This window comes from Nonomuraea sp. NPDC050022 (assembly GCF_044460705.1).
Taxonomy (GTDB): Bacteria; Actinomycetota; Actinomycetes; order Streptosporangiales; family Streptosporangiaceae; genus Nonomuraea.
Genome location: NZ_JBITKE010000009.1, coordinates 434,966 through 449,988, shown reverse-complemented (window position 1 = coordinate 449,988; position 15,023 = coordinate 434,966). Strand labels below are relative to the sequence as shown.

12 protein-coding genes are annotated in these 15,023 nt (G+C 71.0%); 2 read left to right on the top strand and 10 right to left on the bottom strand.

Annotated features, from left to right (window positions below):
* Window positions 1–17 precede the first annotated feature (17 nt).
* Window positions 18–677: a thermonuclease family protein gene (locus ACIBO2_RS37325; protein WP_397303093.1), complete on the top strand. Its 660-nt coding sequence runs from the start codon at window positions 18–20 to the stop codon at window positions 675–677.
* Window positions 678–758: 81 nt separating this feature from the next.
* Window positions 759–1,418 (top strand): FadR/GntR family transcriptional regulator, encoded by a 660-nt coding sequence (locus ACIBO2_RS37320; RefSeq protein ID WP_358545192.1) that lies wholly within the window; start codon window positions 759–761, stop codon window positions 1,416–1,418.
* Here ACIBO2_RS37320 and ACIBO2_RS37315 read toward each other — a convergent pair.
* The 10 genes from ACIBO2_RS37315 to ACIBO2_RS37270 all read right to left on the bottom strand — a co-directional run bounded on the left by ACIBO2_RS37315 (window position 1,415) and on the right by ACIBO2_RS37270 (window position 15,016).
* The gene (locus tag ACIBO2_RS37315; protein WP_397303090.1) at window positions 1,415–2,053 is read right to left on the bottom strand and encodes a class I SAM-dependent methyltransferase; all 639 of its coding nucleotides are present in this window, start codon (window positions 2,051–2,053) and stop codon (window positions 1,415–1,417) included. The two genes, ACIBO2_RS37320 and ACIBO2_RS37315, sit on opposite strands and share 4 nt — an antisense overlap.
* Window positions 2,054–2,171: 118 nt before the next feature.
* Window positions 2,172–2,573, bottom strand: coding sequence for a nuclear transport factor 2 family protein (locus ACIBO2_RS37310; RefSeq protein WP_358545188.1), 402 nt, complete (start codon window positions 2,571–2,573; stop codon window positions 2,172–2,174).
* Between the two features lie 560 nt (window positions 2,574–3,133).
* Window positions 3,134–3,463 (bottom strand): nitrite reductase small subunit NirD, encoded by a 330-nt coding sequence (gene nirD / locus ACIBO2_RS37305; RefSeq protein ID WP_225289070.1) that lies wholly within the window; start codon window positions 3,461–3,463, stop codon window positions 3,134–3,136.
* The gene (gene nirB, locus ACIBO2_RS37300) at window positions 3,460–5,892 is read right to left on the bottom strand and encodes a nitrite reductase large subunit NirB (protein WP_358545186.1); all 2,433 of its coding nucleotides are present in this window, start codon (window positions 5,890–5,892) and stop codon (window positions 3,460–3,462) included. The genes nirD and nirB overlap by 4 nt, the downstream gene beginning before the upstream one ends.
* The gene (locus ACIBO2_RS37295; protein WP_358545184.1) at window positions 5,889–7,283 is read right to left on the bottom strand and encodes an FAD-dependent oxidoreductase; all 1,395 of its coding nucleotides are present in this window, start codon (window positions 7,281–7,283) and stop codon (window positions 5,889–5,891) included. The genes nirB and ACIBO2_RS37295 overlap by 4 nt, the downstream gene beginning before the upstream one ends.
* Window positions 7,280–9,301: a molybdopterin oxidoreductase family protein gene (locus ACIBO2_RS37290; RefSeq protein WP_397303085.1), complete on the bottom strand. Its 2,022-nt coding sequence runs from the start codon at window positions 9,299–9,301 to the stop codon at window positions 7,280–7,282. Before ACIBO2_RS37290 ends, ACIBO2_RS37295 begins: the two co-directional genes overlap by 4 nt.
* Before the next feature lie 10 nt (window positions 9,302–9,311).
* Entirely contained in the window at window positions 9,312–10,622 is a 1,311-nt protein-coding gene (locus ACIBO2_RS37285) for an MFS transporter (protein WP_358545180.1), read from the bottom strand.
* A 199-nt stretch (window positions 10,623–10,821) separates the two neighbouring features.
* Complete coding sequence (ligA, locus tag ACIBO2_RS37280; protein ID WP_358545178.1) at window positions 10,822–12,915, bottom strand: NAD-dependent DNA ligase LigA; 2,094 nt, start codon at window positions 12,913–12,915, stop codon at window positions 10,822–10,824.
* A gap of 248 nt (window positions 12,916–13,163) precedes the next feature.
* On the bottom strand, window positions 13,164–14,459 hold the full coding sequence (locus tag ACIBO2_RS37275; RefSeq protein WP_397303081.1) for an MFS transporter: 1,296 nt from the start codon (window positions 14,457–14,459) through the stop codon (window positions 13,164–13,166).
* Complete coding sequence (locus ACIBO2_RS37270) at window positions 14,456–15,016, bottom strand: helix-turn-helix domain-containing protein (RefSeq protein ID WP_358545174.1); 561 nt, start codon at window positions 15,014–15,016, stop codon at window positions 14,456–14,458. The genes ACIBO2_RS37275 and ACIBO2_RS37270 overlap by 4 nt, the downstream gene beginning before the upstream one ends.
* Between the last annotated feature and the right edge of the window lie 7 nt (window positions 15,017–15,023).

The following is a 15,023-nucleotide window of genomic DNA, read 5'->3' as shown; positions in this document are numbered from 1 at the left end:
GATCCCATGGAGGGCCCATGCGCGTCATCAGCCTCACCGCCGTCGTCCTGCTCGCCGTTCCCGCTCCCGCGTACGCCGCCGGACCTCCCGCCGGAGTGCCGAAGGGCGCGATGAGCGTACGCGTGGCCAAGATCGTGAACGGCGACACGATCGACGTCACGACCGGCGGCGGCAAGAAGGCGCGCGTCATGTTCCTGGAGGCGGACGCTCCCGAGCGCGGCCAGTGCTGGGGCAAGGCCGCGACCCAGCGCACGGCGGCGCTGCTGCCGGTCGGCCGGCTCGCGTACGTCGTCGCCGACAAGAAGCCCGTGGACGGCTTCGGCCGCCGGCTGTTCTACGTGTGGAACGCCAAGGGCGTGCACGTCAACCGCAACCTCGTCCGGTACGGCTACGCGAAAGCGGTCCTGGTCAAACCGAATGATCGCTACATCAAGGTGATGCGGAGCGAGGAGGCCGTGGCCAAGCGGCAGAAGCTGCGCATCTGGTCCGGCAAGTGCGACACCGGCACGACGACCCCCACCCCGACTCCCACTCCGACTTCTGGCGCCAACGACCCGCGCTACCGGACCTGTGGTGACGCCAACGCCGCCGGGTACGGCCCGTACCGGAAGGGCGTTGACCCCGAGTACGCCTGGTACCAGGACCGCGACGGCGACGGCCTCGTCTGCGAGCGCTGACCCCGGCCGATGACCGATCACCTGACGGCCGCTTAGGATACGGTTTCCTTTAGGCAATCACTGAGAATCGGCGAACGGCTCATGCGAAACGTGGCGCGGACCTCCCTCGTGGACGCCGCGATCGAGGAGCTCCGGGGGGAGATCACCAGCGGCGCGTGGCCGGTGGGGACCAAGATCCCGTCCGAGCTCCGGCTCGCGGAGACCCTCGGCATGAGCCGGCTCTCGGTGCGGGAGGCCGTACGCGTGCTGGCCCACTCCGGGCTGCTGACCACTCGCCAGGGCGACGGCACCTACGTCACGGCGGTCGACGAGTCGCAGGTCGCGCTGGGCAGGCGGCTGGCCAAGGCGGCCGCGATGGACATCATCGACGTGCGACGTGGCCTCGACATGGTGGCCGCCCGGCTGGCCGCCGGGAAGCGGACCGAGCAGGACCTCACCGGCCTGCGGGAGGCGCTCGTACGCCGGGACGCGGCCGGACGGGCGGGCGACGTGGACGCGTTCGCCGACGCGGACGTCGACTTCCACCTGCGAGTGGCGGACGCGGCGCACAACCCGCTGCTCGGCGACCTCTACCGGAGCATGAGCGAGGCGTTGCGCGACAGCGTCCGCCACATGGAGCAGGCGGCGCTGGTGCTCGACGGGTCGCACGAGGAGTTGCTGCGGGCGATCGAGGACGGCGATCCCGGCGCCGCCGTGGCGATCTCCGTCGCCATCCTCGACCAGCAGGAACGCGACCTCTAGGGTCTGCGGGCCAGGCCGAGAACGTGGGTCAGGGCCGGCGACCCCGGTGTAGCCCGATGGACGAACCGGTCGGAGTCTTCGATCACGAACCCCGCCTCCCGGATCGCCGCCCCGGTGTCCCGGTTGGGCCGGCAGTCTCCGGCCATCAGCCGCCACAGCGGAGTGATGAGATCCTGCAGCACGCCCCGGACCGGGTTCGCCGAGCGTACGTGCTCGAAGAAGCGCAACTCGCCACCCGGCCTGAGCGCCCTGCGCAACTCGGCCAGCAGCACGGCCGAGTCGGGGACGGAGCACAGCACCAGCGACACCACGGCCGCGTCAAACGACCCGGCCTCGTACGGCAACGAACCGCCATGCCCCCGCACCACCGTGACGGGCACCGGCGCCAGGGCCGCGGCCCGCTCCCCCAGGGCGCGCAGCCGGTCCTCCGGCTCGATGGCGACGACCTCGGAGACCTGCGGGGGATAGTGCGGGAAGTTCAGCCCGTTTCCGGCGCCCACCTCCACCACCCGGCCGCTGAGCCCGGACAGCAACCGGCGCCGCAGCCCGGTCATGCCGTGCCGCTCGGCCTCGGCGCTGAGCCGCTCGTACATGCGGGCGAAGCGCGGATGCTGAAACGCCGAAAGATCCTGCATGCCCCCACGCTAATTCGCCCTAAGGCCCACCGCGCATGGCCATGGCCGCCACTGTGGCGGCCATGGTCTCGCTGGGGGCTGGTTCCGTCAGGGGCTTACGAGCGCTGACCCGGCCCGCTCACTGCGACACGGTGTTGTTGATGTAGCGCTCGATCTTCCACTCGCCGCCGGACTTCTTGAGAAGGAAGAACTCCCGATACTTCTCGCTGCCCTCGGTGCTGGTGGTCCGGACGAAGGCCACATCGCCCATCATGCGTGTCTCGTCGATGGTGTGCGTGGCGATCATCTTCGCCTTGAACAGCTCCTTGAACAGTGTGGTCAGCGCGTCGGTGCCCTGTGCGGTCGGCTTGCCCTCCACGGCCGCCATTCCGTCGGTGGCGAACGCCTCGACGGCCTTGTCCGGCTCTCCGGCCTTGGCGGCGTCGAAGAACGCCATCACGGCCGCGCGCGGCGTGGTCATCGGCGCCATCGACGCGCTCTCGGATGGTTCGGGGCTCATGTTGCCCGACTCGGATGGCATCGGGCTCATGGTGCCCGACTCCGATTCGTACGGTGAGGGGCCCGATTCGGAGGGCATCGGCGATGCCGCCGCGCCCATGAGTCGCATATCGTTACCGCCCGCGGCACAGCCCGTGACGAGCAACGCCGGGACGACTGCCGCCAGCAGGAGTGCTCTGGCCTGGGATTTTGTGCTCATAGCGGGGTGATTCCCCGCAAAAGCCGTCACGAATGCGCCATTTGTCCACTCCGGACGACCCCTTTACCAGCTGCCGCCTCAGCCCCTGGGATTGCTCACAGTAACCTTCACAGGAGTTGATGAGATCGTTCAGAGGTTGGATCGTTGCCGGGCCGCGACCAAACGGCCGCCGCCTCGCCGATAGCGTCCAACGAGTGCCGCACCTGGAGACCATCCTGAGCACTACCCCCGAACCCGAGCCCCTGCCGCAACGCGACGACGCGGAGCGCTGCGACAGCGTCGACTCCGACCGGCGCTGTGTCCTGCCGGTGGGACATCAGGCAGCCCACGTGTACCCACCGGCGGACGTATTGGCCGAACCATAGAAGCGACCCTGGCGCCCGCTAGGCGCCCGTACCCACCTGTACCAGCCCGGCCTCCACCCGTATCGGATAGACCGGAACAGAGAACTCCGGCTCATCCAGACACACCCCGCTCACCAGCGAGAACACCTGCTTGTGCAGGGGCGACGCCACAGTCGGCTCCCCCTGCCGGGTGCCGACGATACCCCGCGACAGCACCTGCGCCCCACTGAACGGGTCCAGGTTGCCGATCGCGTGGACGGTGCCGTCGAACGTACGGAAGACGGCCACCTGCCGTCCGTCCACCAGAGCGCACACCCCGCGCTCCGGCAGCAGTCCCTGATAGCCACAGACTGGGATCCAACCACTCATCGGGCAGCCACCTCCACGGGCTTGATCTGGTCGCGTTCGGTCTCGAAGACGATGGACGGGTCAGGGACCCCGGGCGCGTTGACGAAGCTCACGAACCTGCCGAGCTTGTCCGGGTCATCGATGGTCGTCTGCCACTCGTCCACGTACGTGGCGACGTGGTGCTCCATCTGGGCGTCCAGCTCGGCGCAGATCCCCAGGGAGTCGTCGATGATCACCTGTCGCAGGTAGTCGAGCCCGCCGTCGAGCGACTCCAGCCAGGCGGCGGTGCGCTGCAGCCGGTCGGCCGTCCGTATGTAGAACATGACGAACCGGTCGATCGTCCTGATCAGCTCCTCGGTGGTCAGATCCGCCGCCAGCAGGTCGGCGTGGCGCGGCTTGAAGCCCCCGTTGCCGCCGACGTACAGGTTCCAGCCCTGCTCGGTGGCGATGACCCCGAAGTCCTTCGAGCGGGCCTCCGCGCACTCACGGGCGCAGCCGGACACAGCCGACTTGAGCTTGTGCGGCGCGCGCAGGCCGCGGTAACGCAGCTCCAGGTCGATGGCCAGGCCGACGGAGTCCTGGACGCCGTAGCGGCACCAAGCCGAGCCGACGCACGACTTCACCGTCCGCAGCGCCTTGCCGTAGGCGTGGCCCGATTCGAACCCGGCGTCCACGAGCCGCCGCCAGATCTGCGGCAACTGCTCGACGCGGGCCCCGAACAGGTCGATCCGCTGCCCTCCGGTGATCTTGGTGTAGAGGCCGAAGTCGCGGGCCACCTCGCCGATCACGATGAGCTTGTCCGGCGTGATCTCGCCGCCGGGGATACGCGGGACGACCGAGTAGGTGCCGTTCTTCTGGATGTTGGCCAGGAAGGCGTCGTTGGTGTCCTGCAGGGCCGCCCGCTCGCCGTCCAGGACGTGCCCGTTGTGCAGCGAGGCGAGGATCGAGGCCACGGCCGGCTTGCAGATGTCGCAGCCCCTGCCCTGCCCGTGCGCGGAGACCAGCTCCGAGAAGGTGCTGATGCCGCGCACCCTGACGATGTCGTACAACTCGGCCCTGGAGTAGGCGAAGTGCTCGCACAGCGCCTTGCTCAGCTCGACCCCGGACTTCTCCAGGAGCTGCTTGAGCATCGGCACGCAGCTCCCGCAGGTGGTGCCCGCCCGCGTGCACGCCTTGACCCCGGGCACGTCGGTGAGCGCCTTGTCGGCGATGGCGGTGCGGACCGTCCCCGCGCTGACGTTGTTGCACGAGCACACCTGCGCGTCGTCGGGCAGCTCCAGCTCCGCCCCCGACCCGGTGAACAGCAGGTCGGACGGCGCTGCGGGCAGCGGCTTGCCGACGAAGGGCCGCAGCGACCCGTACGGCGAGGCGTCGCCGACGCAGATGCCGCCGAGCAGCGTCTTGGCGTCGTCGCTGATGAACAGCCTCTTGTAGACGCCGGCCACCGGGTCCATGTAGGTGACGTCGAGCGCCCCGTCCATCGCGCCGAACTGCGCCACCTCGACACCGAGCAGCTTCAGCTTGGTGGACATGTCGGCCCCGTCGAAGGTGGCGGCCCCGCCCAGGATGCGGTCCGCGGCCACCTCCGCCATGGTGAAGCACGGCCCGACCAGCCCGTACACCATGCCGCCCGCCAGCGCGCACTCGCCGATCGCGTAGATCGCCGGGTCCGAGGTGCGCATCCCGGCGTCCACCGTGATGCCGCCGCGCTCGCCGACCTCCAGCCCGCTCGCGCGGGCGAGCTCGTCGCGCGGCCTGATCCCGGCGGAGAAGACGACGATCTGGGCGTCGAGCAGCGTTCCGTCGGGCTTGCGCAGGCCGGTGACGCCGCGCTCGCCCGCGACGATCTCCTTGACGCCCGCGCCCGCGTGCACGCTGAGCCCGAGCCCTTCGATGTGGCTCTTGAGCACCGAGCCGCCGCCCTCGTCGACCTGCCGGGGCATCAGCCAGGGGCTCATCTCCACGATGTGCGTCTTGAGTCCCAGCCCGCGCAGCGCGTCGGCGGCCTCCAGGCCGAGCAGCCCGCCGCCGACCACCACGCCCTCGGTCGCGTCCTTGGCGGCCATCCTGATCGCGTCGAGGTCGTCGATCGTCCGGTAGACGTAGGCGTGCTCCGCGCCAGGCACCGGCGGCACGAACGGCGCCGACCCGGTCGCCAGCACGAGCACGTCGTACGACTCGGCTGATCCGTCGGCCAGCGTGACCGTACGGGCCGCGCGGTCGATCCCGGTGACGCGCCCGCCGAGCCTGGTCACCGTGCCCGGCGGCACCGGGTAGGTGAGGTCCTCGACGCTGGTCCCCGACAGGTAGGAGGTCAGCGCCACCCGGTCGTAGGCGGGGCGGGGCTCCTCGCCGATCACCGTGACCTGGCCGCCGAAGCCCCGCTCGTGCAGCGTTTCGACGAGCCGGTGGGCGGTGGGTCCGTAACCGACGACAACGATCTTGCTCATGCCGAGATCCCTTCCTGCTCACACAGCCAGCCGACGATGCCCTCCACGGCATCCCGGCACGTCCCACACCCGGTCGTGGCCCTGGTCGCGGCCGCCACTCCGGCCACGTCCCGCGCGCCGGCCTCCCAGCACGCCCTGATCTGGCCCTTGGTCACGTTGTTGCACTGGCAGACCTTCGCCGCGTCGGGCATCAGCACCGGGCTGTCGGCCACGGTGACCGCCCCCAGGCCGGGGAACAGCAGCCCGGCCCGATCACCCGGCAGCGGCCCGCCGCGGTCGAACAGCTGGGTGAGCGTGCCGACGGCGTCGGTGTCACCCAGCAGGATCGCGCCGACCAGCCGGCCGTCGCGGATGACGAGTTTGCGGTACGTACCGCGGGCCCGGTGGGTGAAGCGCACCACCTCGGCGTGCTCCTCGGTGAGGTGGGTCTCGCCCATCGCGGCCAGCTCGACACTCCTGGCCTTGAGCCTGGTCACCAGCCGCGAGCCCCGGTAGAGCGCCTTGCCGCCGGTGATGATCTCGGCGGCGACGGCCGCCTGCTCCCAGGCGGGGGCGACCAGGCCGTAGACGGTGCCCTCGTGCTCGGCGCACTCGCCGATGGCGAACACCGCCGGGTCCTCGGTACGCATCTCGTCGTCCACGACGATGCCCCGCCGGACGTTCAGGCCCGACTCCTTGGCCAGGGCCGTCATGGGCCGCACGCCGCAGGCCAGCACGACGAGGTCGCCCTCGACCAGTTCGCCGTCGGACAGCCGTACGCCCTCCTCCAGGATGGCCTCGGCCGTCACGCCGGTGCGGATGTCCACGCCCAGCCCGGTGAGCGTCTCGCCGAGCACCAGCCCGGCCTCGGCGTCCAGCTGCCGCTCCATCAGATGGCCGGCCAGGTGCAGCAGCGTCACTGGCAGGCCGCGCCCGGCGAGCCCGCGCGCGGCCTCGATGCCGAGCAGGCCGCCGCCGACCACCACCGCTCTGCGTCCGTGCTCGGCCGCCGCCAGGATGCGGTGGCAGTCGTCGAGCGTGCGGAACGGGATCGCCAGCTCGGCTCCCGGCACCGGCGGAACGATCGCCTCGCTGCCGGTGGCCAGGACCAGCACGTCGTACGGTGTGCTCCGCCCGTCGGCGGTGATCACCGTCTGGGCGTTCCTGTCGACGCGCACCACCTCGGTGCCGAAGACGGCCTCGACGTCGTGTGTGGCGTACCAGCTCGGGTCGAGCAGCCGCACCTGGTCGGGACCCGAGCTCCCGGCCAGGACGTTGGACAGCAGCACCCGGTTGTAGGGCTGCCAGGTCTCGGCGCCGAACACGGTGACCGGCATGTGCGGATCACGTGCCCGCACCTCACCGACCAGCCGCGACCCGGCCATTCCGTTCCCCACTACGACGAGCCTCATGCGACCTTCTCCACCCTGACGGCGCAGACCTTGAACTCCGGCATCCGCGATGACGGATCGAGCGCGGGATTGGTCAGACGGTTGGCTCCCTCCCAGTGGAACGGCATGAAGACGGTGTCTCGCCTGATCGAGTCGCTGACCCTGGCGACCCCCGTGCTCTCGCCCCGCCGGCTGAGCACCCGTACGACGTCTCCGGCGGTGATGGCCAGCTGCTCGGCGAGGTCGGGATGGAGCTCGACGAACGGCTCCGGCGCGGCCTTGGACAGGGCGGCGATCCTGCGGGTCTGCGCGCCGCTCTGGTACTGGGCGAGTACGCGGCCCGTGGTCAGGTAGACCGGGTAGTCGTCGTCGGGCTCCTCGGCCGCGGGCCGGTGCTCGACGGGCACGAACCTGGCGCGCCCGTCGGGAGTGGCGAAGGAGTCGAGGAACGGACGCGGCCGGCCGGGGTCGTCCGGCGACGGACACGGCCAGAACACGCCGGTCTCCTCGGTGATCCGCTCGTAGGTGATGCCCGCGTAGTCGGCCACCCCGCCCGCGCTGGCGCGGCCCAGCTCCTCGAACACCTCCCGCGGCTCGGCCGAGAACCGGTGGCCGAGCCGGCTGGCCAGCTCCCGGACGATCTCCAGGTCGCTCCTGACCCCTTCGGGAGCGGGTACGGCCTGACGGCGCAGCAGGACCCGGCCCTCGAGGTTCGTCATCGTGCCGGTCTCCTCGGCCCACTGCGTCACGGGGAAGACCACGTCGGCCCGTGCGGCCGTCTCCGACAGCACGATGTCGCAGACCACCAGCAGGTCCAGCGCGTCCAGCCGCTCGGTCACGTGCGCGGAGCGCGGCGCGGAGACCACCGGGTTGGAGCCGAAGACCAGCAGGGCGCGCGGCCCCTGGGGCGTCCCTAGCGCGTCGAGCAGCTCGTACGCCGAGCGTCCCGGGCCGGGCAGCTCTTCGGGTCGTACGCCCCAGATCGCGGCGACGTGCTCGCGGGCGGCCGGGTCGTCGATCTTGCGGTAGCCGGGCAGCTGGTCGGCCTTCTGACCGTGCTCCCTGCCGCCCTGGCCGTTGCCCTGGCCGGTCAGGCAGCCGTACCCGGAGCCGGGGCGGCCGGGCAGCCCCAGCGCCAGGGCCAGGTTGATGAACGCGGTGACGGTGTCGGTGCCCTTGGCGTGCTGCTCGGCTCCCCGCCCGGTGAGCACGGCGGCCCGTCCGGCCGAGGCGAGCGCGCGTACGGCCTCGCGCATCCTGGCCACCGGCACGCCGGTGACGCGTTCGACCCGCTCGGGCCACCAGGACGCGAGCGACGTACGGACCTGCTCGAAGCCCGAAGTCCTGGCGGCGACGTAGTCCTCGTCGACGAGCCCTTCGGCGATGACCAGGTGCAGCAGCCCGAGGGCGAGCGCCAGGTCGGTGCCCGGCGTGGGCTGCAGGTGCAGCCAGGCCAGCTTGGCCGTCGCGGTGCGGCGGGGGTCGATAACGATGAGCCGCGGCCCGGTCAGGTGGCGGACGAAGGGCGGCATGGTCTCGGCGACGTTCCCGCCGGCCAGCAGCACGACGTCGGTCTCGGCCAGGTCGGTGATGGGGAACGGCAGGCCGCGGTCCAGCCCGAACGCCCTGAGCGAGGCGGCCGCGGCCGACGACATGCAGAAGCGGCCGTTGTAGTCGATCTGGCTGGTGCCGAGCGCGACCCTGGCGAACTTGCCGAGCTGGTAGGCCTTCTCGTTGGTCAGCCCGCCGCCGCCGAACACGGCCACTCCGTCGGGGCCGTGCACGGCGCGTATGGCGGTCAGCCGGTCGGCGACGTAGTCGAGGGCGGTGCCCCAGGCCACGGGCCGGCCGTGGAGCAGCGGCGTGGTCAGGCGCTCGCCGTTGGTCAGCAGGTCGGCCGCCGTCCAGCCCTTCTGGCACAGGGCCCCGCCGGAGTTGGCCGGTACGTCGGTGCGCGGGGTGATCGTGATGTCGGTCCCCGTGGCGGTGATCGTCATGCCGCACTGGAGGGCGCAGTACGGGCAGTGGGTCGCGGTCACCACGGCGTCCTCAGACACGGGCGTGGGCCAGACTGCCGACCAGCGAGACGCCGACCTTGCGCGTGTAGCACCACCAGGTGAGCGCGAAACAGGCCACGTAGAAGGCGCCGAACCCGACGAACGCGGTGGCCGGGCTCCCCGTCTCGGCGAACGACATCCCGAACGCGCGGTTGATGAGGAAGCCGCCGAGCGCCCCGACCGCGGAGATGATCCCGATGGCGGCCGACGCCTGCCGCTTGCCGTACATCAGGGCCTCCTCGCCGGTGCCGCGCTCGGCCACCGCCTTGGCCTGGAAGATCGCGGGGATCATCCGGTAGGTGGAGCCGTTGCCGACGCCCGCCGTGAGGAAGAGCATCTGGAAGGCCAGGAAGAACAGCCAGAAGTCGCCCGAGGTGCTGCCGAGCCAGACCAGGACCACACCGACGCCCATGGCGGCGAAGTTCCACAGGGTCACCGGCGCGCCGCCCATCTTGTCGGCCAGCCAGCCGCCCACCGGCCTGATCAGCGAGCCGAGCAGCGGGCCGACGAAGGCCACCGCCGCCCACGGCGAGCCGGGGAACAGGCTCTTGGCCAGCAGCGGGAAGGCCGTCGAGTAGCCGATGAACGAGCCGAACGTACCGATGTACAGGAACGACATGATCCACGTCTGCGCCCGCCCGGCCACCGCCAGCTGCTCACGCGGCTTGGCCCTGGCGCTCGACAGGTTGTCCATGAAGAACCACGCGCAGGCGGCGGCCACGACGGCCAGCGGCACCCAGAACCACCCGGCGGCCGCCAGCCCGAACCCGCCGATCACCAGCGGCATGACCAGCTGCACGGAGCTGACCCCGATGTTGCCACCGGCCGCGTTCAGCCCGAGCGCCACGCCTTGCCGCGAGCGCGGGTAGAAGTAGGTGATGTTCGCCATACTGGAAGCGAAGTTGCCGCCGCCGACCCCGGCCAGCGCCGCGATCACCAGGAACATCCAGTACGGCGTGCCCGGATCGCTGACCGCCAGCCCGAGCAGCACCGCCGGTATGACCAGCAGCAACGCGCTGACCGTGGTGAACGTGGCGCCACCGAACCTGGCCGGCCCGAAGGTGTAGGGGACGCGCAGCACGGAGCCGATGAGGTTGGGCAGCGCCACCAGCCAGAAGAGCTGGTCGGTGGAGAAGTCGTAGGCGCCCATCTTGGCGGCCACGATGCTCCACAGCGTCCACACCGTGAACCCGAGATGCTCGGCCAGGATCGAGAAGGCGAGGTTGCGCCGGGCGATCCGCTTGCCGGTGCTCTCCCAGAAAGCCTTGTCGTCGGGGTGCCACTCGGCGATCCAGCGCGCCATCGTTCCTCCTACACTCGGCCCACTTGGCCAACTCGGCCGTTCGGCGGCCAGAACCCGAATGTAGGAATCGCGCGTTACGCACTTTGACGATCCGTGGCTGTGCGTTCGTTACATGTAACTCACTGGCGTAACGAGCAATCAACATGTGTCACGGCGGAAACCTGCTGTTAATCCAGACTTTTGCTGGTGTAGGCGGCGACTAGTCCAGGTTCTTGCCGATGTAGGCGGCGACCAGCTCGGCGAACTCCTCAGGGGTGACGATCCGCACCCCGAGCTGCTCGGCTTTGGCCCGCTTCGACCCTGCCTTCTCCCCGGCTACCAGGAGTGACGTCCGGGCTGAGACGCTCGACGACGACTTGCCGCCGGCACGCTCGACCAGCTCGTTGACCTCGTTGCGGGTCAGCTCCGCCAGCGGCCCGCTCATGGCTCCGGTCACCACCACCGACATCCCGTCCAGCGGCCGCGCCTCCTTCGTCTCGCCAGTCGGCTCCTCGCCCGCCGGCAGACGCGTGGCGCCCCCGGGCTCGGTCATGTTGACCCCCGCGGCCACCAGCTTGTCGATCAGGTCGGTGAGCTCGGCCAGCTCGGCGACCAGCAGCGTGGCCTTCTCCGGCCCGACGCCCTCCACCTCCTGCACCCCGTCGGCCCCGGCGGCGCGGATGGCGTCCATCATGCCGAAGTGCCGGGCGATGCGGCGGGACATGGACCGCCCGGTGCCGCGCACACCCAGCGCGCAGAACACCCTGCTCAGCGGCTGGGCCTTGGCCCGCTCGATGGCGGCCAGGAGATTGTCGGTGCTGATCTCGCCCATCCGCTCCAGGCCGAGCAACTGCTCGCGGGTCAAGGTGAACAGGTCGGCGAAGTCGACGATCAGCCCGGCGTCGAGCATCTGCTGGATCCGGTTTTCCGCGAGCCCCTCGATGTCGAGGGTGTCACGGCCGACGGCGTAGGCGATGGAGGCGATCGCCCGGCACTGGCGCCCGCGCACGCATCGCCAGCGCTCCTGCGAGGCGTCGATGGCGTCACCGCACGACGGGCAGACCTGGGGAATCTCGATCGGCTGCTCGTCGCCGGTGCGCAGGTGCACCACCGGGGCCTCCACGCGCGGGATGACGTCGCCCGCCTTGTAGACGGTCACGCTGTCGCCGAGCATCAGGCCGCGGCGGGTGATGTCGGCGACGTTGTGCAGGGTGGCGTAGGTGACGGTGCTGCCGTCGAGCTCCACCGGCTCCAGCACGGCCCGGGGGGCGATGATGCCGGTGCGGCCGGTGTTCCACTCCACGCCGATCAGCTTGGTGATCTTCTCGGTGGCGGGTAGCTTGTAGGCGATCGCCCAGCGCGGCGCTCGTGAGCTGAACCCGGCCGCCACCTGGTCGACCGCCAGATCACACTTGATCACGATGCCGTCGATGCCGAACGGCAGCTCCGGACGGACGGCGGCGATCTTTTCGACGCGCTCCTGAACCTGCTCCAGCGACTCGGCCACGATGCCCGCGACCGGCGTGGCCGCCGTGGTCTGCACTCCCTGCCCGGCCACCCACGCCATGACCTCGCTGTGCGGCAGCTCGCGCAGGCGCACGGCCGGCTCGGAGCCGTCATCGGGGTGGGGCAGCGCGCCGTAGCCGAAGAACGTCAGCTCGCACACATACGGCCGGTCCTGTGCCCGCAGCGTGCCCGCCGCCGCGCTGCGCGGATTGGCGAACGTGGTGCCGTCATGCGCCTGCCGCTTGGCGCAGGCGTCCTCGAACTGCGAGGCCGTCATCATCACCTCACCGCGCAGCTCCACCGTGACCGCCTCGGCCAGCCGGTCGGGCAGGCCGACGATCGTGCCGATGGCGTGGGAGACATCCTCGCCGGCGACGCCGTCTCCCCGGGTCACGAGCTGCGTCAGGCGGCCGTGCCGGTAGCGCGCCGAGATCGCCAGGCCGTCGAGCTTGGGCTCCACGCTCCAGGCGGCCACCGCCCGCCCCAGCCTCCGCTCCAGCCCGGCGGCCCATTCAGCCAGTTGCTCAGCACCGAACACGTTGTCCAGACTCAGCATGGGCACGGTATGCGGCACATCCCCGACCACCGCCCCGCCGGCCACCTTCCCGGTCGGCGAGTTGGGCAGCACCTGGTCGGGGTGCTTGGCCTCATATGCCTCGATGCCACGGACCAGCCGGTCGTAGGTGTCGTCGTCGCGGGTGGAGGTGCCGTCGGTGTAGTAGGCAGCGGCGGAGTCGACAGCAAGCTGCACGGCTTCGGCGTAGGCCGTTTCGTCGGCCAGGACGGTGATGGGGGGCTCGTCGGTCATAGGGCCATCATGCCTGTTGGCACCGACAGTTCTGCGCCGGACATCTGGGGCTTGAGCTGCGCTTGAACCGGCCCACCCGCCCGGCTCATCGGCGCCGTGCCGCGCCCGATCGGGCCCGTGACCCTCGCGGACGCCACGACTCCGCTCAGTTCGGGACAGCCGAGCCCACCACCGAACAAGCCTGCCCGTCCGCTCAGTTCGGGACAGCCGAACCCACCGTTCGGTTCGGGACGGCCGAGCCCTACCACTCAGTCCGAGACGGCCGAGCCGACCGCCGAGCCGGTCCGCGTGTGCATCCGGCCCGCGGGCAGGTCGCGCAGGCGCCGCAGCGGGCTCGCCAGCAGGATGAGGCCGCTCAGCGCGAAGACACCCAGCATCACCCACAGGGCCGCGCGCACGGAGAACGCCTCGGCCAGCGTGCCCGCCACCAGGGCGCCGAGCGGGATGGCGCCGAAGTTGACCACCTGGATACTGGTGCTCACCCTGCCCATCAGCTCGCCGGGCACGTACGACTGCGTGAACCCGCTGAAGATCACGTTCCCGGCGACGATCCCCCCGATGATCGTGATGCTGGCCGCCACGAACAGCACCAACCCGACGCCGCGATCCGCGCACGCGATCAGCAGGCCCAGCGGCGCCAGGCCGGCCTTGCCGAGCAGGACGGCCCGCGCGCTGCCCAGCCGGGCCGCCAGCGGTCGGGCGGCGAAGGCGCCGGCGACGCCGCCCGCGCTGGTGGCCGCGAGCAGCGCGCCTGTCGTGCCCGCGGACAGGCCGATGTCGCCGACCAGGAAGACGACGAGCAGCGACTGGTAGCCGGTCAGCGCCAGGTTGGCCACGCAGCCGTAGAACATGTTGCCGCGCAGCAGCGGGTCGCCCACCACCGTGCGCAGCCCGTCCCTGATCTCGCTGCGCAGCCGTCGCCGGGGCCGCGGCTCCACGATCTCGACGTGCCTGACGCGCATCAGGCAGAGCGCCGAGACGGCGAAGCTCACCGCGTCCACCACCAGACCGCCGAGCGCGGAGGCGAGCTGGGCGAGGAGCCCGGCCACGCCAGGCCCTGTCAGGTTGGCCACCTGCTCGCTGCCCTGCAGCTTCGCGTTGGCCTCCAGCAGGTCGTGGTCCTCGACCAGCGACGGCAGGTACGCCCGGTAGGCGGTCGCGAAGAACACCTTCGCCGTCCCGGCGACCAGCGCGACCGCGACGAGCTGGCCGGTGGTCAGAACGCCGAGCAGGGCCGCGGCCGGAACGCTGAGGAAGGCCGCCATCGACACCCAGTCGGCGGCGAGCATCACCCTGCGCCGGGAGAGCCGATCGACCCAGGCCCCCGCGGGCAGGCCGACCAGCAGCCACGGCAGCCAGACGGCCGCCGCCAGCACGCTGACGGCGAACGGGGAGGCGTGCAGCACGGTCACCGCGACCATGGGCAGCGCGACTCCGGTGACCGCGCTGCCCAGGCTGCTGGCGCTCTCGCCGATCCACAGCAGCCGGAAGTCACGCTTCCGGAGCAGGCCGAACCTGGGCTTGGTAAGCGTCTCGGCCGTCATGGCCGCCCCGGAACGCCACGGGCGAAGGTGAAGACGGTGGCGCGTTCCTGGCCATCGTCGGGGATGTCTCGCTCGGCCCATTTGTCCATGACGGCGATGATCTCGGCGGCGAACTGCGCCAGCTCGTCGTCGGTCGCCTGGATCCAGGTCTCGGTGGAGAACGGGCCACGCTGCCAGCGTTCATGCTCGGATTGGGGCTGGTCGGCCCAGCGCCGTACGTGGCCGACCTGCCGTTCCAGGTTGAGCGACTCAAGGGCGCGGGCGATGGCCTCGCCCGCCGCGTCCTCGGCGAAGTCCGTGGAGGACCAGCACAACTTCTCCGAGGTGCGCCGCCACCAGCGCTCGCGCCGGTCGCGGGCCAGCTCGGGCGCCTCCTCGATCAGCCCGGCGCCGGCCAGGGCGCGCAGGTGGTGGCTGACATTGCCCACCGCCTCGCCCGTGCGCTGCGCCAGCGCGCTCGCGGTGCCGGGGCCGTGGATCTTCAACAGGTCGAGCAGGCGCCGGCGCACCGGGTGCGCCATGGCCGCGAGCACCCTGGAGTCGGTGATCTGGGACATGACGCCA